The 24424-nt window shown below is 36.3% G+C and carries 25 protein-coding genes and 1 pseudogene; 4 read left to right on the forward strand and 22 right to left on the reverse strand.

Translation table 11 applies throughout. The annotated features are described in order from the left end of the window. Positions 1 to 87: 87 nt before the first annotated feature. The 8 genes from KHA94_RS13320 to KHA94_RS13355 form a co-directional block, all read right to left on the reverse strand. The gene (locus tag KHA94_RS13320) at positions 88 to 1386 is read right to left on the reverse strand and encodes a dihydrolipoamide acetyltransferase family protein (protein ID WP_213102626.1); all 1299 of its coding nucleotides are present in this window, start codon (positions 1384 to 1386) and stop codon (positions 88 to 90) included. A 175-nt stretch (positions 1387 to 1561) separates the two neighbouring features. Continuing rightward, the gene (locus KHA94_RS13325) at positions 1562 to 2545 is read right to left on the reverse strand and encodes an alpha-ketoacid dehydrogenase subunit beta (RefSeq protein ID WP_213102627.1); all 984 of its coding nucleotides are present in this window, start codon (positions 2543 to 2545) and stop codon (positions 1562 to 1564) included. Positions 2546 to 2560: 15 nt separating this feature from the next. Next, complete coding sequence (locus KHA94_RS13330; protein WP_213102628.1) at positions 2561 to 3556, reverse strand: thiamine pyrophosphate-dependent dehydrogenase E1 component subunit alpha; 996 nt, start codon at positions 3554 to 3556, stop codon at positions 2561 to 2563. A 57-nt stretch (positions 3557 to 3613) separates the two neighbouring features. Beyond that, positions 3614 to 5035: a dihydrolipoyl dehydrogenase gene (lpdA, locus tag KHA94_RS13335; RefSeq protein WP_213102629.1), complete on the reverse strand. Its 1422-nt coding sequence runs from the start codon at positions 5033 to 5035 to the stop codon at positions 3614 to 3616. Positions 5036 to 5047: 12 nt separating this feature from the next. Then, positions 5048 to 6157 (reverse strand): butyrate kinase, encoded by a 1110-nt coding sequence (buk, locus tag KHA94_RS13340; protein ID WP_213102630.1) that lies wholly within the window; start codon positions 6155 to 6157, stop codon positions 5048 to 5050. 136 nt (positions 6158 to 6293) lie between these two features. Then, positions 6294 to 7391 (reverse strand): branched-chain amino acid dehydrogenase, encoded by a 1098-nt coding sequence (gene bcd, locus KHA94_RS13345; protein WP_213102631.1) that lies wholly within the window; start codon positions 7389 to 7391, stop codon positions 6294 to 6296. Between the two features lie 59 nt (positions 7392 to 7450). Continuing rightward, positions 7451 to 8350, reverse strand: coding sequence for a phosphate butyryltransferase (gene yqiS, locus KHA94_RS13350; RefSeq protein WP_213102632.1), 900 nt, complete (start codon positions 8348 to 8350; stop codon positions 7451 to 7453). A gap of 136 nt (positions 8351 to 8486) precedes the next feature. Next, on the reverse strand, positions 8487 to 10556 hold the full coding sequence (locus tag KHA94_RS13355; protein ID WP_213102633.1) for a sigma-54 interaction domain-containing protein: 2070 nt from the start codon (positions 10554 to 10556) through the stop codon (positions 8487 to 8489). Positions 10557 to 10720: 164 nt separating this feature from the next. Here KHA94_RS13355 and KHA94_RS13360 point away from each other — a divergent pair, with 164 nt between their 5' ends. Beyond that, positions 10721 to 10957, forward strand: a complete 237-nt coding sequence (locus KHA94_RS13360) for a DUF2627 family protein (RefSeq protein WP_213102634.1) — start codon at positions 10721 to 10723, stop codon at positions 10955 to 10957. A gap of 78 nt (positions 10958 to 11035) precedes the next feature. On the opposite strand, the gene KHA94_RS13365 is transcribed toward KHA94_RS13360, so the two are convergent. Then, positions 11036 to 11764 (reverse strand): glycerophosphodiester phosphodiesterase, encoded by a 729-nt coding sequence (locus tag KHA94_RS13365; RefSeq protein ID WP_213102635.1) that lies wholly within the window; start codon positions 11762 to 11764, stop codon positions 11036 to 11038. A 38-nt stretch (positions 11765 to 11802) separates the two neighbouring features. On the opposite strand from KHA94_RS13365, the gene KHA94_RS13370 reads away from it, so the two are divergent. After that, the gene (locus KHA94_RS13370; protein WP_213103244.1) at positions 11803 to 11946 is read left to right on the forward strand and encodes a YycC family protein; all 144 of its coding nucleotides are present in this window, start codon (positions 11803 to 11805) and stop codon (positions 11944 to 11946) included. A 69-nt stretch (positions 11947 to 12015) separates the two neighbouring features. Here the strand turns inward: KHA94_RS13370 and KHA94_RS13375 are convergent. Together KHA94_RS13375 and KHA94_RS13380 are read right to left on the reverse strand one after the other, a co-directional pair. Next, positions 12016 to 12108 (reverse strand): annotated as a pseudogene (locus tag KHA94_RS13375) (sporulation transcription factor Spo0A); the annotation flags it as partial. 445 nt (positions 12109 to 12553) lie between these two features. Further along, entirely contained in the window at positions 12554 to 13639 is a 1086-nt protein-coding gene (locus KHA94_RS13380; RefSeq protein WP_213102636.1) for a hypothetical protein, read from the reverse strand. 106 nt (positions 13640 to 13745) lie between these two features. On the opposite strand from KHA94_RS13380, the gene KHA94_RS13385 reads away from it, so the two are divergent. Beyond that, on the forward strand, positions 13746 to 14123 hold the full coding sequence (locus tag KHA94_RS13385) for a DUF6232 family protein (protein ID WP_213102637.1): 378 nt from the start codon (positions 13746 to 13748) through the stop codon (positions 14121 to 14123). Positions 14124 to 14188: 65 nt separating this feature from the next. Further along, on the forward strand, positions 14189 to 14818 hold the full coding sequence (locus tag KHA94_RS13390; protein WP_213102638.1) for a hypothetical protein: 630 nt from the start codon (positions 14189 to 14191) through the stop codon (positions 14816 to 14818). 41 nt (positions 14819 to 14859) lie between these two features. On the opposite strand, the gene KHA94_RS13395 is transcribed toward KHA94_RS13390, so the two are convergent. From KHA94_RS13395 to KHA94_RS13445, 11 genes are all read right to left on the reverse strand, one after another. Continuing rightward, positions 14860 to 15522, reverse strand: a complete 663-nt coding sequence (locus tag KHA94_RS13395; RefSeq protein ID WP_213102639.1) for a M15 family metallopeptidase — start codon at positions 15520 to 15522, stop codon at positions 14860 to 14862. Then, positions 15522 to 15905, reverse strand: coding sequence for a phage holin family protein (locus tag KHA94_RS13400; protein ID WP_249365495.1), 384 nt, complete (start codon positions 15903 to 15905; stop codon positions 15522 to 15524). Before KHA94_RS13400 ends, KHA94_RS13395 begins: the two co-directional genes overlap by 1 nt. A gap of 16 nt (positions 15906 to 15921) precedes the next feature. Continuing rightward, on the reverse strand, positions 15922 to 16110 hold the full coding sequence (locus KHA94_RS13405) for a hypothetical protein (RefSeq protein WP_213102640.1): 189 nt from the start codon (positions 16108 to 16110) through the stop codon (positions 15922 to 15924). 25 nt (positions 16111 to 16135) lie between these two features. Next, entirely contained in the window at positions 16136 to 17854 is a 1719-nt protein-coding gene (locus tag KHA94_RS13410; RefSeq protein WP_213102641.1) for a phage tail protein, read from the reverse strand. A 133-nt stretch (positions 17855 to 17987) separates the two neighbouring features. Then, positions 17988 to 18218 carry a hypothetical protein gene (locus tag KHA94_RS13415; RefSeq protein ID WP_213102642.1) on the reverse strand — a complete coding sequence of 77 codons (231 nt, stop codon included), beginning with the start codon at positions 18216 to 18218 and terminating at the stop codon, positions 17988 to 17990. Between the two features lies 1 nt (position 18219). Then, a complete protein-coding gene (locus tag KHA94_RS13420) occupies positions 18220 to 18510 on the reverse strand; it encodes a hypothetical protein (protein WP_213102643.1) in 291 nt (96 codons plus the stop codon). Further along, on the reverse strand, positions 18510 to 18902 hold the full coding sequence (locus KHA94_RS13425) for a hypothetical protein (RefSeq protein WP_213102644.1): 393 nt from the start codon (positions 18900 to 18902) through the stop codon (positions 18510 to 18512). The genes KHA94_RS13420 and KHA94_RS13425 overlap by 1 nt, the downstream gene beginning before the upstream one ends. 56 nt (positions 18903 to 18958) lie before the next feature. Next, a complete protein-coding gene (locus KHA94_RS13430; protein WP_213102645.1) occupies positions 18959 to 20683 on the reverse strand; it encodes a hypothetical protein in 1725 nt (574 codons plus the stop codon). A 16-nt stretch (positions 20684 to 20699) separates the two neighbouring features. Next, the gene (locus KHA94_RS13435; RefSeq protein ID WP_213102646.1) at positions 20700 to 21506 is read right to left on the reverse strand and encodes a phage tail family protein; all 807 of its coding nucleotides are present in this window, start codon (positions 21504 to 21506) and stop codon (positions 20700 to 20702) included. Beyond that, positions 21503 to 23803, reverse strand: coding sequence for a phage tail tape measure protein (locus tag KHA94_RS13440; protein WP_338030775.1), 2301 nt, complete (start codon positions 23801 to 23803; stop codon positions 21503 to 21505). Before KHA94_RS13440 ends, KHA94_RS13435 begins: the two co-directional genes overlap by 4 nt. 297 nt (positions 23804 to 24100) lie before the next feature. Then, a complete protein-coding gene (locus KHA94_RS13445; protein ID WP_213102647.1) occupies positions 24101 to 24412 on the reverse strand; it encodes a hypothetical protein in 312 nt (103 codons plus the stop codon). Between the last annotated feature and the right edge of the window lie 12 nt (positions 24413 to 24424).

The raw sequence follows: 24424 nt of genomic DNA on the forward strand, positions 1-24424 counted from the left end.
TTTAGGATAGGAATAGTGCCCCTTATAGTGAGTACTTAAAAAGGCTGCCGAGTCTTTTTCGGCAGCCTTTTATTTAGAAAGTCCGTATTAATATACAGATGTATTTTCTTTTGAAGTATTTTCAAGAATTTCTTTTACGCGCTGAAGGAATTGGCCGCAAATAAGACCGTCTAGTACACGATGGTCAAGTGACAGACATAGGTTGACCATATCGCGGACAGCGATCATTCCGTTATTCATAACAACCGGACGCTTCACAATAGATTCCACTTGAAGAATCGCTGCTTGTGGATAGTTAATGATTCCATTTGATTGAATGGAGCCAAATGAACCAGTGTTATTTACAGTGAATGTACCACCTGTCATTTCAGCTGAAGTTAACTTACCTGCACGAACCTTCCCTGCAAGCTCGCCAATCTCACGTGCAATGCCTTTGATTGTTTTTTCATCAGCATTTTTAATAACTGGTACAAATAATGCATCATCTGTCGCTACTGCGATAGAAAGATTGATATCTTTCTTCTGAACGATTTTGTCGCCAGCCCACATTGAGTTAATTTGTGGGAACTCTTTAAGTGCTTGAGCAACAGCTTTTACGAAGAATGCAAAGAAAGTAAGGTTGAAGCCCTCTTTTTTCTTGAATTCATTTTTAATGGAATTTCGGTAATTAACAAGATTTGTAACATCCACTTCGATCATAGTCCAAGCGTGTGGAGCTTCATGCTTACTGCGAAGCATGTTAGCTGCAATTGCTTTACGAACACCAGAAACAGGAATTTCAATGTCACCTGATACAACTGGCACATTTGGAGCAGGTGCAGCTTGTTTTGCAGGAGCTGGAGCTGCTGCTGGTGCTGCCTGTGCAGGTGCAGCTGGTGCAGCAGTAGCTGCTGTTGGAATATTTCCAGACTCAATAATTTTCGTTAAATCTTTACGAGTAATACGGCCGCCGGCACCAGTACCCGCTACTTGATTTAAATCAATACCATGCTCTTGAGAAAGCTTTAATACAGCAGGTGAATAGCGAACTTTGCTGCCATCCTCTGCTACAGGTGCAGGAGTAGCTGCCGCTGTTGGTGCAGCACTTGCCGCAGCAGCTGGTGTTTCTGCTTGTGGAGCTGGAGCTGCTTCTTCTGTACCGCCGCCTTCTGTTTCGATCGTAAGTATTACTGCACCAACCTCATATGTTTCACCTTCAGCAGCAATTAATTCTTTAATCGTACCGGTAAAGGAGGATGGAATTTCTGAATTTACTTTATCTGTTGTTACTTCCGCAAGTGCGTCATATTTATTTACTTTATCGCCAACTGATACTAACCATCTATTAATTGTACCTTCTGTAACACTTTCCCCTAATTGAGGCATTTTAATTTGTTCGATAGCCAATGGAATTGACCTCCTTCTAACATTTGAGTGTCTTGGTGTTAAAATTTATATAGCTAGGCTCTTCAGCATTTCTTATTATCTACCATCAACGTACAGAACGTACTAGTGCCGACGTTGCCACAGGACTTGGCTGCTTTTAGTCGACGTTCCACTGCAAAGCGTTTCAGCTTTTCTATTAATATTCAGCAAGCTCTCTAGCTGCTTTTTCTACTTTATCAGGATTAACCATAAAGTATTTTTCCATTGTTGGTGCATATGGCATAGCTGGTACATCAGGACCTGCAAGACGCATAATTGGAGCATCAAGCTCAAATAAGCAATTTTCAGCGATAATCGCAGCTACTTCACCCATAATGCTGCCTTCTTTATTATCCTCAGTTAATAGTAATACTTTACCCGTTTTTGAAGCAGCTTCGATGATTGCTTCTTTGTCAAGAGGATAAATCGTTCTTAAGTCAAGAACGTGAGCCGAAATGCCATCTTTTGCTAATTTTTCAGCAGCTTGAAGTGCGAAATGAACACATAATCCGTAAGTGATTATAGTAATGTCTTCACCTTCACGTTTCACATCTGCTTTTCCAATTGGTAATACATAATCATCATCTGGAACTTCACCTTTAATTAAACGGTAAGCACGTTTATGTTCAAAGAAAAGTACTGGATCTTCATCGCGAATTGCTGCTTTTAATAAGCCTTTAACATCATACGGTGTAGAAGGCATAACGATTTTTAAACCAGGCTGGTTAGCAAAAACTGCTTCTACAGATTGGGAATGATATAATGCACCGTGAACTCCGCCGCCATATGGTGCACGAATAACCATTGGACATGTCCAATCATTGTTTGAACGGTAGCGGATTTTTGCAGCTTCAGAAATGATTTGGTTTACTGCTGGCATAATGAAATCAGCAAATTGCATTTCAGCAATTGGGCGCATGCCGTACATAGCAGCACCAATACCAACTCCGGCAATAGCAGATTCTGCAAGTGGTGTATCAAGTACACGATCTTCTCCGAACTTGTCGTATAAGCCTTGAGTAGCTTTGAATACTCCACCTTTTCTTCCAACGTCTTCACCTAAAACAAAGACCTTTGGATCTCTTTCCATCTCTTCGCGGATAGCCATAGTAACCGCATCAATATAAGAAATTACAGCCATTTTTGTTCCCCCTTACTATTCAGCATAAACGTATTTCAATGCATGTTCCGCTTCAGCATATGGTGCATTTTCAGCATATTCTGTCGCTTCATTCACTAAACTCATTATACGATCATTAATTTCCTTTTCTTTCGCATCATCCATAACTCCTGCTTCTTTTAAATAAGCACCAAAAGTTATAATAGAGTCTTTCGTTTTTGCTTCTGCTACTTCATCTGGCGAACGATAGCTGCGGTCATCATCATCAGAAGAGTGTGGTGTTAAACGGTATGATACTGTCTCAACTAATGTTGGTCCTTCACCACGACGGCCTCTATCAGCTGCTTCTTTAACAGCTTGATAAACTTCAAGTGGATTATTACCATCAACAGTAATTCCCGGCATACCATAGCCAATTGCACGATCAGATACTTTCTCACAAGCTAATTGCTTTTCAATTGGCACTGAAATTGCATATTTATTATTTTCACACATAAAGATAACAGGAAGTTTGTGAACTCCAGCAAAGTTTGCTCCTTCATGGAAATCACCTTGGTTAGATGATCCTTCACCGAAAGTTACAAATGTAACTAAATCTTTCTTTTCCATTTTTCCTGCTAATGCAATACCAACAGCATGTGGCACTTGTGTTGTAACTGGTGAAGAGCCTGTTACGATACGGTTTTCTTTTTGACCAAAATGTCCAGGCATTTGACGGCCACCTGAGTTTGGATCTTCAGCCTTAGCAAATGCAGAAAGCATTAAATCTTTCGGAGTCATACCAAAAGTTAGAACTACACCCAAATCACGATAATAAGGCAGTGCATAATCTTTCTCTGTTTCAAGCGCAAAAGCAGCTCCTACTTGAGCAGCTTCTTGACCTTGACATGAAATTACGAAAGGAATTTTCCCAGCACGGTTCAAAAGCCACATACGCTCATCAATACGACGGGCTAATAGCATGGTTTCATACATCTCTAATACTTTTTCATCACTTAAACCTAAATCTTTATGACGATTTTTTTTAGCCATTTTATAACCTCCTAAATGAGTATGTATGGAGCCCCTAAAGAGGCTCCTAAAATACAATTAAGAATGGATTGCTTTACCTTCAACTGCTAATGCAGCCTCACCAATTGCTTCAGATAATGTTGGATGTGGATGGATCGTATGTGCCACTTCCCAAGGTGTTGCGTCAAGAACTCGCGCAAGACCTGCTTCTGAAATCATATCTGTCACATGTGGTCCAATCATATGAACGCCAAGAATGTCGTTTGTTTCTTCGTCAGCAACAATTTTCACGAAGCCGTCTGATTCACCAAAGACAAGAGCTTTTCCGATGGCACGGAATGAGAATTTACCTGTTTTAACTTTAAAGCCCTTCTCTTTTGCTTCGTCTTCAGTATACCCAACGCTTGCAGCTTCTGGTGCACTGTAAATACATTTTGAAACAAGTGAATAGTCAATTGGTGATGGATTTTGACCAGCAATATGTTCAACTGCCACAATTCCTTCATGAGAAGCCACGTGTGCAAGCTGAAGTCCGCCAATTACATCCCCGATTGCATAAATATGAGATTCTTTCGTTTGGAAAAACTCATTTGTTACAATATAACCTTTTTCCACTTGGATATCTGTGTTTTCAATTCCGATTCCTTCTGTATTAGCTTGACGGCCAACAGATACAAGAATTTTTGCTGCTGTAAATTCTTTTTGCTCACCCTTAACTTCAGCAGAAATTGTTGCATTTCCTTTTGTTTGCTTAAGAGTTTCTGGAAGAACTTTAGCACTTGTAATAATATTTATGCCTTTCTTCTTCATTAGGCGCTGCATTTCCTTAGAAATTTCTTTATCCTCTGTTGGGATAATACGGTCTGCATATTCAATTACCGTAACATCTGCCCCAAAGTCAGAAAGCATAGAAGCCCATTCGATTCCAATTACTCCACCACCAACGATGATAATTGAGTTTGGAATCTCTTCCATTGCAAGTGCTTCATCAGAAGTCATTACATTTCCGCCAATTTCTAAACCTGGCAAACTTCTAGGGCGAGAGCCTGTAGCTACGATGACATTCTTAGGAACAAGCATTGCATTTTCTTCACCGTTGTTCATTTCTACAGAAATAGTTCCAGGCAGTGGAGAGAAGATAGATGGTCCTAAAATACGACCAATTCCTTCAAAAACATCAATTTTCCCTTGCTTCATTAAATGCTGAACACCTTTATGAAGCTGGTCGACAATTTTCCCTTTACGCTCTTGAACTTTGCTAAAGTTAACTGTTACATCACTTGCTGAAACACCAAATTCTTCACTGCGTTTTGTTGTAGCGTAAACTTCTGCACTTCTTAGTAATGCTTTACTTGGAATACATCCTTTGTGTAAGCATGTGCCACCAAGTTTTCCTTTTTCGACTAGAGCTGTTTTTAAACCTAGCTGTGAAGCACGAATGGCCGCAACATATCCACCTGTTCCTCCACCTAGTATGACTAAATCGTATTCTTCTGCCACTTTATTTCCTCCTTACTGAACAATTGCTGCTTTATTTACATTACCTGGGTATTCTTTTTCATTTTCTTCACCACGAAGAACTCGAAGCGCTCCTTCTGCTAGAGCTTGTAATTCGTTTTCTCCAGGTTGGACGATTACATCTGCAATCCAATTAATACGGTCGCTAATTTCTTTAACAAAATCTTTACCGTAAGCAAGTCCGCCTGTAATAATAATGGCATCTACTTTTCCATTAAGTACAGCACTTGCAGCACCAATTTCTTTTGCCACTTGGTATGCCATTGCTGAATAGACAAGCTTCGCATTTTCATCGCCGTCTTCAATCATTTTTTCAACTTTAACAGCATCGTTTGTACCTAGATAGCCAACAAGTCCGCCTTGTCCAACTAGCTTCTTCATCATTTCTTCACGGAAAAATTGACCGGAATAACATAATGAAACTAATTCACCCACTGGAACTGTACCAGCACGTTCTGGGCTGAAAGGGCCTTCTCCGTGTAAACCATTATTTACATCAATAACTTTTCCCTTAAGGTGGGCACCAACTGTAATACCTCCACCCATGTGAGTAATAATTAAGTTTAATTCTTCATATTTTTTGCCTAATTCTTTTGCTACTCTTCTTGCTACAGCTTTTTGATTTAAAGCATGAAAAATACTTATTCTTTCGATTAGAGAAAAACCGGAAATGCGTGCAATTGGAGCTAATTCGTCAACAACAACCGGGTCAACGATATATGATGGGATATTTAATGCAGTAGCAATTTCATATGCTAAAATTCCACCAAGATTTGACGCATGCTGTCCTGCAAAACCTTCTCGTAGATCCTTTAGCATGACATCATTTACTGCATATGTTCCGCCTTCAATCGGTCTTAATAAACCGCCTCGTCCGCATACGGCGCTTAGCTTAGAAACATTAAATCCTTCTTCATCTAATGTTTCAAGGATGACCTTTTTACGGAATTCGTACTGATCAATAATATTTTCGAATGAGTTGATGACATCTGTATCGTGGCGTAATGTTTTTTCTAAAATAGAAATATCATTATCGAATACTCCAATTTTCGTTGAAGTTGAGCCTGGGTTGATAACGAGAATTCGATGGTCTTGTTCTAGCACAATTAAACCTCCATTAGAAAAGCGATTTTGCTCACCAAATTAGACGAAACATCTAATTCGGTGAGCGATTACTAGGTTATCCATTACTTCTATATGAGATTAAGTCACTGAATGCTCAGCACTTATTATTCAGTTATTACTTATGACGGCTTAAAATATGGTGACCGTTTTGAAGGAATTGGCTGCGAGAATTACGCATTCTTTCAATTCTTTCTTCTACCATACGGTCAGCTGCAACATATGTTGGGATATTATCACGTTTTGAAATTTCAACAACTTTTTCAATGCTTTGATAAAGTCCTTCAACTTTTTTCATTGCACGCTCAGCATTATATCCGTATAGTTCATCAGCTACGTTAATAACACCACCAGCATTGATTACATAATCTGGTGCGTAAACGATTCCCATTTCATGGATTACATCACCATGACGCTCTTCTTTTAATTGGTTGTTAGCTGATCCAGCAATCACTTTTGCTTTAAATTGTGGAATTGTATCGTCATTAACAGTCGCACCAAGAGCACATGGAGCGTAAATATCACATTCAACACCATAAATTTCGTCAGGGTCAACTGCTTTTGCACCGAAATCATTAACTGCACGTTGAACCGCTTCTTTATTAATGTCAGTTACGATTAATTGTGCGCCTTCTTCGTGTAAATGTTTACATAGGTTGTATGCTACGTTACCTACACCTTGTACAGCAATAACTTTACCTTCTAATGAATCAGTTCCAAATGCAGCTTTAGCAGCAGCCTTCATACCAACGTACACACCGTAAGCTGTAACAGGAGATGGATTACCTGAAGAACCGAATGCTGGTGAAATACCAGTTACATAATCAGTTTCTTCGTGGATTAGATCCATATCAGCAACAGTTGTACCAACATCTTCTGCTGTAATATAGCGTCCATTTAAGCCTTGGATGTAACGGCCAAATGCACGGAACATTTCTTCGTTTTTATCCTTTTTAGGATCGCCGATAATAACTGTTTTACCACCACCAAGGTTAAGACCAGCAGCAGCATTTTTATAAGTCATACCTTTTGCAAGACGTAATGCATCCTCAATAGCTGCCTCTTCTGAAGCATATGTCCACATACGAGTACCACCTAGTGCTGGCCCTAATGTAGTATCATGAATAGCAATAATTGCTTTTAAACCAGATGTTTTATCTTGACAAAAAACCACTTGCTCATAATCATATTTTTCTAGATATTTGAAAATTTCCATTTGAATATTCCTCCTCAAAATTCTTATCGTATTTTAATTAAAACTGGCTATGTAGCCAATTATTTAGCAGAACAAATTGCTAATGCTAAAGAATATAGTTTGCTTTCTGCAGAATCTGCTCTCGATGTTAGCACAATCGGTGCTTTTGCTCCTGCAATAACAGCTCCAACTTTTGCTTTTGCAAAATAAATTAACGATTTATAAAGTGCATTACCAACTTCAATCGTTGGCACTAATAGAATGTCAGCTTGTCCAGCGACTTCGCTTTTTATTCCTTTATGTTCAGCAGCGATTTGAGACACGGCATTATCTAAAGCAAGTGGGCCATCAACAATACAATTTGTTATTTGTCCACGCTTATTCATCACTGATAATGCTGCAGCATCAAGTGTTGCTTGCATAGCAGGATTTACAACCTCAACAGCAGCTATAGGAGCTACAAGTGGTTTATCAATGCCAATACTTCTCGCAATCCCAACTGAATTTTTGATAATTTGTGCCTTTTGATCTAAATCTGGTGCAATATTCATTGCTGCATCAGTAACAACGGTGAACCGATCATAGCCTGGCACTTCAAAAACAGCTACGTGGGATAAAACACTTCCAGCTCTCAAACCATATTCTTTGTTTAAAACAGCCTTTAATATGGTAGCAGTCGGAACATTCCCCTTCATTAAGACATTTGCTTCATTCAACTTTACTGCTTTTACAGCATGCTCAGCAGCAGAACTGCTTGAGTTCGTATGAATGATTTGAATTTTTTCACTTGAAGCAAGACTACCGTGCTCTTCCATTATTTGAAGAATTTTTTCTTTATCTCCAAATAATAAGAACTTTGCCAAGTTCCGTTTTACTGCTTCAGAAACGGCTTCAATGACTTCATGATCTTCTGCGGCAGCAACTGCTACAGTTTTTTCTTCATATTGGGTTGCTCTCTGTATAAGCGAATCCAATTCCATGTCTGTCTCAACCCCTTTTCAAAACGTGTTGCAACATTACACTATTTAAAATGCAAGAAGTGTGCCAAGTTGAATCCTTAATGAAAACGCTTTTTTTACATCAATGACACATGAAAAAAATTGCGCATTATGAAAATTATTGCACGCCATTATTTGCAATCCCGTATTTTTCGAGTTTATAGTATAAATTTCTTACAGATAGACCAAGAGACTTTGCTGTAACGGTTTTATTTCCATCTGTTTTTTCTAGCATTTGTAAAATCATTCTTTTTTCATACTTTTCGACAAGTTGTGCTAATGTTTGTCCTTGTTCAAAATTCGTTGATATTGCATGAATTTGTGCATGACTTTCAGTCTTTACTAATTCTGGTACATGATGGTCATTTAAAACATTTTCATTGTAGCTCATAAAAATAATAGCTCTGCCCAGAATATTATCTAATTCCCTTACATTTCCAGGCCAATCATACATCATTAATTTCTTCAATGCTGTTTCAGAGATACTCTCAACATTCCGGCCATATTCTTGATTAATTTTCTGAATGAGCCGGCTGCACAGTAAAGGAATGTCTTCCTTTCTTTTTCTTAATGAAGGGATATGAATTGGCATCCTATTTAACCGATAATATAAGTCTTCCCTAAAAGTTCCGTTTGCAATTCCCTTTTCTAAATTTACATTTGTTGCAGCTATTACCCTCACATTTATCTGAATCGGCTTTGTCCCACCAACACGTGTAATTTCTTTTTCTTGCAGGACCCTTAATAGTTTTGCTTGAGTATTAGCAGATAACTCGCCAATTTCATCTAAAAAAATACTTCCATTATTTGCTTCTTCAAAAAGTCCTCTTTTTCCTCCCCTTTTCGCACCTGAAAAGGCTCCTTCCTCGTAGCCAAAAAGCTCACTCTCTAGCAATGATTCTGATAATGCAGCACAATTTACTCGAATAAATTTGTTATATTTTCGATCACTGCCATTATGAATTGCATGTGCAAAAAGCTCTTTACCTGTTCCTGATTCCCCTCTTAGCAATACTGTTGCAGGTGTTTTTGCACCTAAACGCGCTTGTTCAATTGCAATCGTCATTTCCTCTGACATTCCAATAATATCTTCAAACGAGTATTTTGCTTCAAGATTTCGAATGATTTGCCTTGCTCGATTTAATTCTCTATTTAAGGCTTCAATCTCTGAAACATCGTGAATAACCCCGACACTTCCCTTTATTTTTCCATCAACTATGACGGGAGCAACATTTACCACGACTTCTTTTTTCTTTGGTCCTACACGCATAGCCACTCCTCTTACTGCTCTACGCGTTTGCAGAACCTTCATATGCACACTCTCACCTTCTGAAATATCAGCGGTTGCTGGCATTCCTATTACTTTTTCCTCTGATAGACCAGTGATTCTAGAATAGGCAGGGTTAATCAAAAGACCTCTACCGTTTTCATCAACTACAGTAATGGCTTCGTCACTGGATTGGATAATAGCTTGAAGCATTGTTTGAATTTCTTTTAAATTGGTGATTTCCTCAGCAAGATTCATTACTTCTGTCATATCTCGAAAAACAGAAAACGCCCCAATAAGTTCGCCATTTTCATCAACCATTGGAATTCTTGTCGTAATGACCTTTAAGCCATTATCTAAAATAAGCTCCTGATTTGCCTCAATCCTCCTTGTTTCTAATACCCTTTGTAAGTGACTTTTGGATATCACATCGAGAATATGCTTACCAAGTGCTTCCTTTCTTTTTGTTCCAATCATCTTTTCAGCACTTTTGTTAATTAGAATAATTTCGAAATCCTTATTGATCCCAACCATTCCATCGCCCGTTGAGTTAAAAATTAAATCATGTTTAAATTTTTCATTTTGAATACGTGAAATTAAATCCTCTTTTTCCTCAATCAGCTTAGCTATTAAAAATGCTACACTTCCTGGAATTAATACTGAGTTTTTCCTTTTTGCTTCCCTAAGTTCAAGAAAAACATCTTGATTTCCAGTTACCTCTATAATGATATCAATGTCATTGTTAATAAATTTTCTCCAGTCTGTTCCTGTAGGAATATCTTCTTCCTTTGCCATAAATATGCCCGATGCATTCGGATTACTGTCGACAACAGCGATCACTTTTAACATTGCTGTCTCTTTCATTATTCTTAAGATCGCCGTACCACCTTTACCTGCACCAACAATCATAACTGTTTGCATACGTTGTATACCTCTTTTGTTTGAAATTTATTTCATGAATTTCCTATCTTTTATGCAAATTATTTCATATAGTTATATTTTATACATAATTATATGGCTTGACAAATTTCCTTATTGATTTATTATTTTTTATGAATGCAATTATTGAACGAAGGGAATCTCCTATGGTTAGAATTATTGCTTTACTGATACTACTAATACCCGGTTTTTTGGCTGTATATGGAATAAAATTAATGAGGGATATGGTGTTTGGCAATTTACTAAGTCCATTCCCATTCTTATGGCTTCAATTTCTTACTGGGCTTCTTCTATTTCTAATTGGTCTTGGCTTTGTGGCTGGCTTTATCCTCTACCGTGATCGAAAAAGAAATAAAGTACAAGTACGTTTTCAAAGAAAATAAAAAAGCATGGCAAAATTAAAATGCACCCGAAGTAAAGGTCATTTTAAAACGCCATGCTTTTTTTATTCAATATAATGTTTAACAATACTGCTCTCTAATTTTTATTGCTTTTACAGGGTCGTCCGTTATAAACGCTGAACATCTTGCAGCAAATAATCGGTGCATCGTATTTTCCTTATTTACTGTATAAGGCCTAACAGCAATTCCGTATTCCATAGAAACCTTAATTAATTCCGTTTTGGCAATTGTATATTTTGGATGGATGCTTTTTGCTCCAATTGATTCTGCATATATCCACGGCATATAAAGACCTTCTGAAAACAATGGTGCTGTCTCTATTTCAGGAGCCATTCTGTAACACTTTACAATACTATAATGGTTAAATGAAGAAAGAATAACACGATCAGTCATGTTGTAGAAACGGACTAGAGCTATTACTTTTTCCTCCATGCCTTCATATGGAAAAACACCATTTTTTAGTTCGATATTACAAATAATATGGTTCGTTTTCATCCATTCCAAAACTTCAAATAATGAAGGAATGGGTTCTTTTTTTAGAAATGTTTTTTTTTGATAACTCGCGTCTAGCTTTCTTAACTCTTTAAATGTAAAATCTTTTACGAAGCCCTTCCCATTCGTTGTCCTATCTACTTTTTCATCATGGATGACTACGATTTCACCATCATTTGTTAGTTGAACGTCTAGTTCGATCCCATCAGAACCAGCGTATTCAGCTTCTTTAAAAGCTATCATGGTGTTTTCAGGGAAAAGGTGCGAGTAGCCTCTATGTGCAAAAATAAGTGTCATAAAATCAACCCTTTTTTAATGAATTGGATGATAAAATGATGAAACATTTACAAATTTCACCAGAAACAGCCATAAAGCTTGCAGAAAAATTAAAGCTTCCTATTGAGCAAATCATGCATATGCCTCAGCATATTTTGCTTCAAAAAATGATGGAACTAGATAAAAAAGAAAAACAAGATTAATCCATAAAAAAGCGCTCCCAATTTGAGAACGCAGATTATGAGATATGGTTAAAATGATTTCTAACTCTTTCAAGAAGCTTTATGTTCCAACCTTAATTTATCAGCGACCATCGCAATAAATTCACTATTCGTTGGCTTTGCTTTTGACATACTCACTGTATAGAACGTTGGTATATAAGGGTTTGATGGACTTGTATAATAATTAAAATTAAGAAGTTTATCGGTTTGTATTTAGTTTATTTATTGGTCAATTGCATAAGATGTTATTACCATTTTAACCACAGTACCTGATCATTATCAAGAGTTTTCTGTATATAATAGAAGAAATAATTTAATATTATTATTCCTCAACCTCTACTCCACAATATCCTCAAACTGTATCATTTGTAGGGAGTTGCAAATTTGTAATACCCTGTCTCCCAAATTTGAGGGTTAGCTTCTGAACAATTCACAACTTACTTCTGAACCCCCATTTAAAGTGGGAGGATCAAATTTTGTTCACCTTGTGAAACAAGTTCTGAATCATTCGGATTATATTCGATATCTCTTATAATATGATGTCAAATAAAAATCCCTCTAATAAAGAGGGAAAAGATAATCATTTTTCTTACTGTCCTATTCGATATGGCTCTTTCAATGGTTCTGGAAATTTAAAGGTCAAAGTATGATTTTGTTTATCGTAAGTATAGCTAACATCTAAATCTAAAATACTTGTAAAATCTTCAATTGAATATGGATTTAATACATCCCAATTGTAATAACCTTGTCTACTTCTCTTATCTTCAATAATTAATTCTTTATTGTTTTTAGGATTTAATAGTTTATAAACAATATAATAGGGAGAATCTAAACTTGAATTGTCAATGTATTTCCTCTCATCTGTAAAGATAGTTCCTCTGCCCCACGTTATACCTTTAAAATCTTCGGGTAGATTTTTTGATTCGAAATCATAAAAACCAATTGCAACAGATTGCACATCTTCTATAACTCGTTTATTTAAATACAGTTTACCTTCAAAGGTAAAATGCTTAAACATTGTGTATTCTCCAAATTTATCATTATTTGAATAAAGAGTTCTTTGCCCATCACTAAATTCAAAAATTATACGTTTGAATTGAATTTCAGGCATTTCAAAAAGTTTTTTGTATTTATCTTCTAATTCGAATTTTCCTTGCTTACCTTGAGGAAACTTAATAAGCTTTTCATTTATTGAATTGCTCCTAGTTGCAAAATCTTTTTGAGAAATTCCACTCTTAATATCCTTGATAAGACTGTCCATTTCTGCATTTAGTAAGGAATATTCCTTATCAATATTTTCTTTTGGTTTATCTGGTTGAGTAGTCTTACCTTCTAATAATGCTAATTTTGTCTTGGATGGAGTCTCATACTTAACTCCTACTTCGTTCTTTTGAACAAATAGTCCTCCACCTAAACCATATAAGCCACCAAATTTGTTTTGATAAGAGTAAACTCTAAATTCCTCACCTTTATGCGCTCTTTTGACTACTGATGATATGTTTCCTTTATCATCTAGCTTAACAACTGGCGTTTCTCTTAGAATCGTTACCTTTCCAATCTGCCCCTGTTTTAGTTCCGTTTTTCCCCACATTACCTTTGCTGATGCATCACTTGTTGAAAACAAAAACATAAATAAAGCAACAAAACTTAAAACTAACACTTTCCTGATTCTCATTTACTATTCCTCCTGTTTTATGTAGTGCAAATATACCATTCTATAAATGTTAAATATATCCTCTTTTTATAGAATATATTATAATTTGTACAAGGAGGGCAAAATCATGGAAGAACATGTATTTTTGGAAAATGATGATATTTTAATAACCAGTACTAGATTAGTTGTAGGGAACAAAACCATTGCTATAAGTTCTGTTTGCTCAGTAGAATTGGATCGAGAGGAAATAAAACCACCTTGGATTGGCATTGCCTTTACATTAATCGGACTAATAATGATTTTTCTGCTTAATCCCCCATCTATAGGATGGATAATCACCTTCTTAGGTGTCTTAATAATTATAATTGTGTTATTCAGAAATAGAAAAGAAGCTGTAATCATTGAGTTGTTATCAGGGGAAAACGAATATATTTCTAATGAAAAAATCGAAAATCTCCAATCTGTGTTTACAGCGATAAATGATGTGATAATTTTTAGAGGATAATTATGATTGAATCTTTAGTTTTTAATATTCGTAGTATACAAAGATGATGATTAAGGGGAAAACGAATGAAAAAGTTAATTAGGATAACCGCACTAATACTTTTGGGACTAGTTTTACTGACATACTACAAACCAACCAAATACAAATCAGAAAACCTCCCTTTCTATGAGTATACTGATATTTTAACTGGGCAAGAATGGAGAGTAGTAAAGGTTGATAATGAAATAAATGAGTTTCCGATCAACATTTTTGATAGGCTGTCAGGGAGTAGATACGGAGAATACATTGAGTTAAGAAATGAGTTAGATACACTTGAAAAAGTTAAGGAAGATAATGAAGAAATTCATCGTAATTACAATGATTCCCGATACACAGGCGGACTTACGCTTGATGACCTAGGCTATAATGGTGGAAGCACATTAAATGATTGGGAATTAACTTCACTACTTCACAAAGAAGCACAAAAGAGATTGAAGAAACAACATGATTTATATTTAGACGCCTCTAATAAGGCTTATGATTTAAAAGGTGAAATGAAGATGTGGGAAGGCTTATTAACAACTGAGGCTTGGGAATTGCGTAATACCGTAAGTATCATGAGGATTGTATCCATAGTGGCATTACTGCTTGTAATTTTTTACAGCAAAATTTTTAAATTATCTAAGAAAGTTTTTTCATTTATCATCAATGATTAGATTTGAGCCCATCTCAAATGAATGAGAAGGGCTTTTTAATACTACTTTTTCTTTGCAAAATCATAGAATCCACTATTTTTAAAAGCACTATCAATAATAGACATAGTTTCTAAAGTGTTCAAACTTGGCTTATAAGTCTCTGATACTGCTCCGATACTAATTAATCGGTTAAGCATATTCAATTGTCCAGAAGTTAATTCACTATGTTCAATTGGTTCAAATCTTTCTTTTAACATTTCTTCATCCTCCTCATTACATACAATTACAGGCGGTTTCTTTCCTGCTCTTAAATCTGCCAATGACAATCCAAAGGTTAATTGAAAGTGAGGGTAATCAACAAAACCTGTCCATCTTCCTCCCCACTCAAGCCCTAGAGATTCACCAATAGTACCGACTCGCTTCCATCTTGAATCAACATTCCAATTAATCTTTGTTGGATCATCTAAAACGCAAAAATCAAAAGCAAGTCCGAAATTGTGATAAGAGTATCCACCTTTTGCATTAGTTACAATCTTTCCTGCAACTGTTCTTCCTTGGGCATATAGTGCGTCTTGTTCTGCAAAAGACCTAAAACCATGTGTAATTAAAATGTAAATTCCTTCTGAATGACATTTCCTTACAAGTTTAATTGCTTTGCTATGTATAGATGGATGGACATTAATGAGTTTACTATTCGCCTTGTTGATTAAATAGTTTATATCCATTATTTATCACCTTTGCCAACTTTATTTGGATCAAAATACTTAGTAAGGAATTTTAAATCAATCCCTATTCGGCTAAAGTTTTCAACGATACTTAACCCTTCATACGCAACAATTAGACCAACACCAATTTTAATAATTATTCCATTTGAACCTGTAAATGCATCAACAAAAATTAAAAAAGCAAGTGCTACAAACTCACCTACTTTTCTAATTAATCCTATGTAATTGATAGAACTATTGATCTTCTTTTCTGCGCCTGCTGCGAGAAGTCCTGTCACAACATCAAACAAGATAAAGCCTAAAGCTAGATACCAAACATTACCTACAATTGTTGTAATATCAAAACCATTTAATAAATATTGTACTTGTTCCATTTTTTCCATTTAAGTTATTACCTCCTTATTGTGGTGCGTTAATAGAATCACTTGGTACAATCATTTGTACCGCATGTTTGTTGATTACAATGTCACCAATATTCACCATTAATATTTGTGGATTGTTTAATGACTGTGTGAATTCCACAGCATTATAATCTGTAACATTAGCTTTTAATGATTGTCCGTTTACAAGAAAAATTGTAATATCCATTCTAATTTCCTCCTAAATTTTTATATTATTTTGCTACGAATTTATTGTTAGCCCATGCAACAATTTCACTTTCTTTTTGACGTAAAGCATTATTTAGTTGAGTTGTTGTAACTAATCCATTTGTTACTTGTAAAACCCATGATTGAGTAGCAACTCTTGCCCATTGCTCGTAAAGATACGAAGCATTGCAATTGGCATTTACATTTACTTCACCACTAAATTCAGCTTTTCTTCCATTATCAACACGAAAGCCTGATTGTGCGACTAAAGGTGCTCCTGTTGCATAAATACCATATCCTCCATTTGCTGCTAATGAGATTGAACCATTACTACTCATACGGAAACCATTAGCATCATTTGAATGCAAGGAGTGAGAGCCATAAACAGACGTCATGGTTAAGGTTGATCCGGTACCATTTCCAACTACAAAACGCTCACCGTACACGTTACCTCCGTCAATCCTTGTTTGACCTTGTGTACTTAGGTTAGTAAACGTCACAAGCCCTTGCATATTCAAGTTCTGAGCCATTAAAGAAATCGAATAGGGATCTTGAGTAATCATAGATGTAACAGTTGGCCCGTTATACTCTGAATAGCTAACTTTAGATTGTATTTGCCCAGCTTGTATTGATAACTGTGATTCAGCATTTCCCATGCGACCATTTAACTCCGTCACACCCAATTGAATATTGTCAGCTTTTATTTCTAGGGTTGCAATCGATTCATTGACGGATTCAACTTCCATGGTAATACGATCATTTGTCTGCTCTATTTTAGAGCGAAACTGCTTGGCATTTTCGTTTATTTCAATCTTAGTTTCAGTCAGTAAATCTGATAGAGTTTGCTTCCTATTGCCAAGTGTGACTGTATCGGCAGAAGGTGTTTTAGGCTTACTCTTTTTAGCCATAATTCGTGTTTGAAACTCAATTCCTAACTTTTCATGGATTAGCCAAATGGTATCCCCTAATTCGGCTCCCTCTAATAAGATTGCTTCAAGCTCGATCGATGCTTCGGGAGTATCTACCAACTCACGTTTTAACCTTTCGATCATAGTAGACGCTTCGATGATATCGTCGTCTCTCACAGGCTCAGCGTGACGCTCACCAAATACAGAAACATTAGGTGATGTATAGGTGACTTGTAGATTATTGCCCCCATAACCACGGATAACAGTGGCTAATTTAGTAGTATCCACATTTTCTTTAATAGCTTTAATATTATGCTTGTACCTAAACTGGTAATCATCATCCTTGCCAATCTGCTGATAGATTTTAAGGTGTCTATTAGGCTCAATCTTTACCTCACAGTTAAAGGCTTCACATGCTTTACGAATTAGTGATAATGCATTATCCTCACCAAAATTAAAAAGAAGCTGTGGAGGGATGCTGTCCACAACTTCAAAAGTCCATCCGGTGCCAGATAGGATAAAAGCAAATGCATTTTCTGGATACATTGTTCCTCCTTGGATGTCATAAACTTGGTGATCAATCAAATCGAAAAAAACATGTGGAGCATGAATCTGTTTTCTATAAATCTCTTTAGCAATCTTTTTGATTCTATACTCATGCCCTTCATGCTCAATGATTGATTCCTCAACTATCAGATCCCATGCATGACTATTATTCTCCGAATTAATAAACTGGCAAGAAAGTGAAAAGTCGCCATTCACTTCTTCATTAATTTCCAAATCTTTATAATCCGTTAATCCTTCAACATTTCCATGTAAGTCTTTTATAATTAACAAGATATTCCTCCTTTCCTGTTTTTAGGGAAAATAAAAGAGAGATACAAAATGTATCTCTCTTGGTTATGTAATCTCAAAAAATCATAATAAATCTTGTGTTTTATTACCTGTTTATAGGCATAAAAAATACACCTTACTCTGTAGGTGCTTCTGCCGGCTTCGTATATTTCATTGTTTCCACGTACTCTGATTCCGTGATATATCCCTTTACAAGTGCATTATCAATCTGTTCCAATGTGTATGTTTTAGCAGCAAACTCTTTGACTGGCTCATGATAATCCGCAACCACTGTTTCAAATTTACGAGTTCCGTACACATAAACACAAACTGCATATTGCTTTGTTAATAAAGGTATAATAGTCATTTTACATTCCTCCCATTAATATTTCTTCCATAAATTCAAGCAAGGTAGTATTTGTTTCAGCTTGAGCAATTTTTAACATAGAATTTTCTTGTTCTAATATTTCTAGTTTTTCCTCAAGAGTGGGTTCGGGTATTGTTTCAGGTTGTCTGTGCTTAATTATCCAATCTTCAGATGGCTCAATTAACATACGAGAACCACCTTCACCTATTTCCCACATACCTTGATCATTTTCATAAGTATCTCCAACACCTAGTCCTTCTGCTGGGTCAATATACTCCTCTAGCTCTTCCATTATGTCAACTCACCCTCTTTAAATGGTACTCCCCAAACCTCGATTGTACCTCTAGTGAACCCTCCAGATCTGGTGTTAGACAATCCAATTTGGTATGGAGCTTTTCCGTTTATTCTCAAAGGAAAAATCATGTTGTATTCTTCATAAAGTAGATTCTGAGAATCGCTTGTAAGTTGCTTGGCTGACAACCATCCTTTTAAATTAGTACCACCACCAACGTTACCTCCCATCCCATCGTTACTTTTCCATCTCCAAAACTCAAATACTAACTCACCATACAACTCATTATGAGGATATGAGCTAGAACTAGGAAACGTTAACACCAATGGTATTAGATTTCTGAACGAGTTGTTTAGTTGATATTTTAATGGTGATGTTTCGTTCATTGCCATTTTATATCCCAATGTTATAAGTGAGCTATCTTGTGTCGCTCCAAAGAATTCGACATTTATAGAACATATGACATTGATGCTGTACAACTTGAGTCCATGGATACATTTTTCATAACAAATTTTAACTTACTGAACTCATTTTGAAATCGTTGATTAAATGAAATAAATGGTGATGTTGGAGAAAGTTCAATGGTGTTTAGTAATTTCCACTCATCGTTGCTACCACCACCGCTAGGCTTTGCATTTACTTCATTTAATGCTTTAACTATGTCTTCTTTTTCTGTAGTGGTTAAAGTTGTCAAATCACCAATTTGGGATGTTTCCGCCTTTTCATCTAAAGTAGTTTGTAGATTCATAATATCAGAGATGCTATGCTGATGAGTAATATTTGCTTTATCTAATAAAAGTGTATCAACGCCTTCAAATCGTTCATTAGTCGTTTGTTTTATTTCATTTATTGCACTAACTATATTTTCCTTTTCAGTGGTCGATAATTCATTTAAAACCCCAATTTTATTGTCAACATCAGTGACGGATTGTGCAGTTGCATAATGAGAAGGTAGATTTCCTCCAAGTTTTGCAGCATCATCTGCTGAATCAACATTTGTGATATTCACTTCACCTGTTTGACCATTTACGGACTTAACTTTACCCTCAACGACATTACCGTGCTTATCTAATACTTGACCTGATTCATTAAATCCAGCTACAGTTTTTCCTATGTCGGAAGAGGGGATTGCTCCTACATCTGAAGCATTTAATTGAACATCTCCATTTAAATCTGGTGACTTTCCACTTACTGTTGAAACTGCCCCTTGTCCATCGATACCTCTTTGCGCTACTAATGTCCAGTTGACACCTTCAACTGGAGTTACGCCTATGCAATCTTGCATACATCTCCAAGTTGAACCGTTGTAACGGACTTCGTTGTTTGTAATGTAATTAGTGGTAGAAGAGTATTCACCTAAATGCTTGGATGAATTTACAAGGGATTGAGCATTTGTTGCTGATTGATTAGCTGAATCGGCTGCAAGTAGTGCATCTGTAGCATTATTTAATGCAATATCTCCTACTTCTTTGGTGTATATAGCTTGTTCATTCGCATAATCACCTTGAGTTTTTGCATGGTTAGCTTGATTCTCAGCGTTTATTGAAGCAGTATTTGCTGATAGAATAGCGTTTTCTATATCTGTCAAAGCAGTTGATATATTAGTCTGTCTTTCATTCTCAGCAAGAATACGAGTATCCTCAGCTAATTTACGTGCATCTTCATTGCTTTCTCTTACTGTTTCCTGTGATTGACGAATTGCTTCGGCATTTTCCCTTACTGTTTCTGCTGTCGTTATTTGAGTGTTTAACTCTGTGACTTCAATCATTAATTGTTGAAGAATAGTTATGTTTTTATCGTCTTCACTAATACCTGTAGTTCCGATACTTTGAGATAAAATTATCTTAAATGTCCTCGAAGAAATACGCTGAAGGATATCAAGGCTATAGAATTGAATCTCAAGTAAACCCTCACCATGAACTTCCATTTCCGCTTGACCGATTTCATAAACTACTTTATTTCCTTCTGCTGTTAATAAGCGAGAAATAACTTTCCCATCTGGTCTTTTATAATTCACAATAATTTTTCCGATATTCTCTAAATTAGCATCTACTCCGTTATCTAAAACTACAAATTCAAGAATATTGGAATCCTGTTGAATAAATTGAGGAGTAGGAAGCATATTAACTTGTTTTAAATCAATTACTATAGATCGTTTTGTTAATGTTTCCAACTATCACCGCCTCCTTCTAAATGTAATAGAATCGGAAATCAAAGCTGATTGTAAATGGAGATGTCGCTCCAAATATTTCAAACTCATTCCATCCTTTTTCTACTAACTTGATTAATTTCTTATTCGTATCCTTAAAAATAGAAAAACCGTTCTTTAGTGAACGGATTCCATCAAGTGTGATAACATCACCTTCCACTGTTGAGCCATTATAAAGCCAAACATCACCAGTAGTTATGTTTCTTATATATAGATTATTTGAAGCTCCATCGAATGTGATTTTCAATGGGAATCTACAAGGATCTATCTTAACGTCTCCCTCATTCCATACCTTGAAAGTAGATTGATTAAATGTGTACTGCACAGGTTCATTTGAAGATACCTGTAAATAACCATCTGTGTATGATGGGTTTAGAGTTGTTCCCATACTTTCTGCGTATGGAGACGATGATATTAAATCAAGCGTAAATAATCCAACATTATGATTTATTCTTTCAGGTGTAAATCGTGTAGCTGTACGTACTTTCCAACGTTTTTTAGGTTCAAACTTGTCAATAATGTAAAACTTTGTTTTAGCGTTAAAAAGCCTAAATATTTTACTTCTTGAAAAATGGTAATCTACTCTATTCTTTGCTTCCATTAAAAATGAGGCACGCATTGTGCGCCCCTCATAAGTGGTTTCGATATCTATATGTCCATCCATACTATCAACGGTTGTAGTGTCGTGTCGAGGTGATAGGGAGTCCATTTCCAACTTCAATCCACGCAATCCATATTGTTTTAGGTCAAATCGAATACCGTCTAGCGTTTCAATATAAAACATCATCTCACCCCATTTACACGCATATTATTTGAAAAAGTATTTCCGATTTCAGTTGCAATGTGTTGGATATCATAATCATCTCGTACATAAAAGACGGCACCCTCAAACATACGAGCGAAACTATTCATTCCGTTAAATGTTGAATTTGCTCCTGCGAACGAACTATCTATCTTATTGATGTGTGTATCAACAGGATTAATGTTAGGGAAAGCAGCATTCGCCATTTCATCAGCTGCTTGCTTGATATTCCTTATCGTACCATCAAGACCTTGTTCTAAACCTTCACCAATAAAGCCTCCGTATTCCATCATCAACCTTGATGGAGAACGAATTCCAAAGAAGTTTTTAATGGTGTCGCTGATACCACTAGCGATATCTTTAGCTTTATCCCATACAGCAGTTGCCATTGAACCGATACCATTAATTAATCCTTGAATGATATCTTTCCCTATTTGCACTAAGTCTATATTCTTAAAAAACTGCTCTGTATTTTTCCATATATTCTCTGCAGTTTTCTTTATAGTTTCCCATGCACCTTTCCAGTCCCCTTGCATTATCTTCATTACTGTTTGGATGATGCCTAGCACAATATCGATAGAAGTCTTAACAATTGATTTGATTAACTCCCATGTCACCTTTACAACATTTGAAATGATTGGCCATACTGTTTCAAATACTCCTTTGATTAAGCCCATCACCATTTTTATAGTCGCTAAAATTGACTCAAAGTAATTTTTAACAATCTCCATGATAAACTTTCCGTTTTCATCCCAAAAGTCTTTAAATTTATCAAGAAGTCCTTTAACAAAGTCAACAACTTCGCTAACAATTGTCGAGATTGTATTGCTGATGGCTTCAAATGCAACTATAGTAAACTCTTTTATTTTATTCCAGGCTTCATCAACCATTTCACGGAACCAATCAACTTTGTTATATGCAGTCACCAAAATTGCAATAATTCCTGTAATAGCAGCAATCGCTATAGTAATAGGATTAGTTAAAAGTGCTAACACACCACCCATTTCTGTAACTGCTGCAATAACAGGTGCAATTGCAGTTACGATTGAGCCAATTGAGGATATAAGAGTACCTAGTATAATGAGAACAGGTCCAATTGCAGCCGCTATTCCTGCAAAAATAACAATCATGTTTTGCACAGCAGGTGATAGATTGTTAAACCAATCAGCTAATTGCTTTATCCATTCCACAAGTTTTTCAAGCGCTGGTTGCATGTTCTCATAAATAGAAATAGCTGCTTCTTCTAGAGCAGATTTCATTTCTTTTAAGCGACCTTGAAGGTTGTCATTAACAATTGCAGCCATATTTTCAGCTGCTCCACTACTATTGTTAATAGCGTCGGATAACTTATCGTAATCTTCTTGACTAGCATTGATAACAGCAAGGGCACCTGCCATCGCTTCTTTACCAAATATTGTGGCTGCATATTTTGCCTGTTCAGCTTCCGTAAGTCCATCAAAGGAGCCTCTTAATTCTACCATTACCTCATCAAGCGTTTTCATTGATCCATCAGTATTTGTAAGAGAAATACCTAGGTCATCCATTGCGGTTTGCATCTTTTTAGTTGGATTAGCCAAGTTAGTCATCATTGTTTTCAACGATGTTCCTGCTTGCGATCCTTTAATCCCTGCATTAGCCATTAAGGATAAGGCTTTCGATGTGTCCTCTACTGTATATCCTAAGGCACCAGCAACAGGAGCAACATACTTAAATGATTCACCTAGCATTGAGACATTGGTATTTGCATTCGAAGAAGCAGTTGCCAACACATCGGCGAAACGGCCACTATCAGCTGCACTCATACCAAAAGCGGTAAGTGCATCTGTTACAATGTCGGATACCATTGCTAAATCTTCACCCGATGCAGCAGCTAGTGACATAACTCCATCAATACCTCCGAGCATTTGCTCAGTATCCCAACCTGCCATAGCCATGTAGTTTAAAGCGTCAGCTGCTTCACTTGCACTAAACTGTGTTGTCGCTCCTAGTTCCCTTGCTTTTGCTGTTAAAGCTTCTAGGTCAGAGCCTGTTGCCCCAGAAACAGCTGCCACCTTTGACATACTTGCTTCAAAGTCAGAACCAACCTTTGCCGCAACTGCCGCTATCCCCATAATTGGTGCGGTGACTTTCGCAGTCAAACTTTTTCCTGCGTCTCCAACCTTTTTACCTATAGCGCCTATCTTACCGCCTAACTTTTCAAACTTACTTTCTGTTGAAGACAAGCTTCTTTCCGCTTCAGAATTATCTATAAAAATAGAGCCAAAGAGCCTAAAGATTTCCACGAACGTCACCTCCAACACAGGAATCTAGTATTTCTTTAACTTCTGAGAGTATTTCACTTTCAGATTTTCCCTCGATTTGTTCCGTTAATTTCTGAGGACTAAAAAACTCGGTAAACGGAATAAAGCTATTTTCATCCATCCATGCATACCTTGCTGCATAGAGTTGGAAAGCCTTTTCCTCTGCTTGTTTTTCAAACGCTTTTAAAATGAGTTCTGTTCCATCCTCAACATCTAAATCAATTATTCTTTCAATGTTCCCGTAACGTTTAAAAAGCAGGTCAATGACCTCAATGTGATCTATTTCCCTGCTAATTTTAAAAAATTTGCTAATCCTTTTTGTTCTTTGAAAAGCTTAAATATTTCAAGTGTGTCCTCAATTTCTAACTCTTTAAATTCTTTTGCTTCGAGTCCAACTAGTTCAGCTAAAAATGCACTTACTTCCTCTTCTGCAAGATGAACATTTTCTAATATTCGTTGTACAAATTCGATACCAAGTTGAATTTGTGAAATCTCTTTACCAATCTCAATTTTCAGATTCATCTTTTTTAGAATCTTACTCATTTTAAAAATATCTGAAGTTTTCAAAGGTCTCATCTTAAACTTTTGCAACTAAATCACTCC

Source organism: Cytobacillus citreus (genome assembly GCF_018343665.1).
In the GTDB taxonomy this organism is placed as follows: domain Bacteria; phylum Bacillota; class Bacilli; order Bacillales; family Cytobacillaceae; genus Cytobacillus; species Cytobacillus citreus.

Excerpts from the sequence above, each read along its gene's own strand:
- KHA94_RS13370 (WP_213103244.1), top strand. The coding sequence starts at position 11,803 with ATGAAACATTTACAAATTTCACCAGAAACAGCCATAAAGCTTGCAGAA.
- KHA94_RS13435 (WP_213102646.1), bottom strand. The coding sequence starts at position 21,506 with ATGATGTTTTATATTGAAACGCTAGACGGTATTCGATTTGACCTAAAA.
- KHA94_RS13365 (WP_213102635.1), bottom strand. The coding sequence starts at position 11,764 with ATGACACTTATTTTTGCACATAGAGGCTACTCGCACCTTTTCCCTGAA.
- KHA94_RS13380 (WP_213102636.1), bottom strand. The coding sequence starts at position 13,639 with ATGAGAATCAGGAAAGTGTTAGTTTTAAGTTTTGTTGCTTTATTTATG.
- KHA94_RS13420 (WP_213102643.1), bottom strand. The coding sequence starts at position 18,510 with ATGGAAGAGCTAGAGGAGTATATTGACCCAGCAGAAGGACTAGGTGTT.
- KHA94_RS13400 (WP_249365495.1), bottom strand. The coding sequence starts at position 15,905 with ATGGAAAAAATGGAACAAGTACAATATTTATTAAATGGTTTTGATATT.
- KHA94_RS13325 (WP_213102627.1), bottom strand. The coding sequence starts at position 2,545 with ATGGCTGTAATTTCTTATATTGATGCGGTTACTATGGCTATCCGCGAA.
- bcd (WP_213102631.1), bottom strand. The coding sequence starts at position 7,391 with ATGGAAATTTTCAAATATCTAGAAAAATATGATTATGAGCAAGTGGTT.
- KHA94_RS13395 (WP_213102639.1), bottom strand. The coding sequence starts at position 15,522 with ATGGATATAAACTATTTAATCAACAAGGCGAATAGTAAACTCATTAAT.
- KHA94_RS13355 (WP_213102633.1), bottom strand. The coding sequence starts at position 10,556 with ATGCAAACAGTTATGATTGTTGGTGCAGGTAAAGGTGGTACGGCGATC.
- KHA94_RS13425 (WP_213102644.1), bottom strand. The coding sequence starts at position 18,902 with ATGGCAATGAACGAAACATCACCATTAAAATATCAACTAAACAACTCG.
- yqiS (WP_213102632.1), bottom strand. The coding sequence starts at position 8,350 with ATGGAATTGGATTCGCTTATACAGAGAGCAACCCAATATGAAGAAAAA.
- KHA94_RS13330 (WP_213102628.1), bottom strand. The coding sequence starts at position 3,556 with ATGGCTAAAAAAAATCGTCATAAAGATTTAGGTTTAAGTGATGAAAAA.
- KHA94_RS13405 (WP_213102640.1), bottom strand. The coding sequence starts at position 16,110 with ATGGATATTACAATTTTTCTTGTAAACGGACAATCATTAAAAGCTAAT.
- KHA94_RS13360 (WP_213102634.1), top strand. The coding sequence starts at position 10,721 with ATGGTTAGAATTATTGCTTTACTGATACTACTAATACCCGGTTTTTTG.
- KHA94_RS13390 (WP_213102638.1), top strand. The coding sequence starts at position 14,189 with ATGAAAAAGTTAATTAGGATAACCGCACTAATACTTTTGGGACTAGTT.
- KHA94_RS13415 (WP_213102642.1), bottom strand. The coding sequence starts at position 18,218 with ATGACTATTATACCTTTATTAACAAAGCAATATGCAGTTTGTGTTTAT.
- KHA94_RS13385 (WP_213102637.1), top strand. The coding sequence starts at position 13,746 with ATGGAAGAACATGTATTTTTGGAAAATGATGATATTTTAATAACCAGT.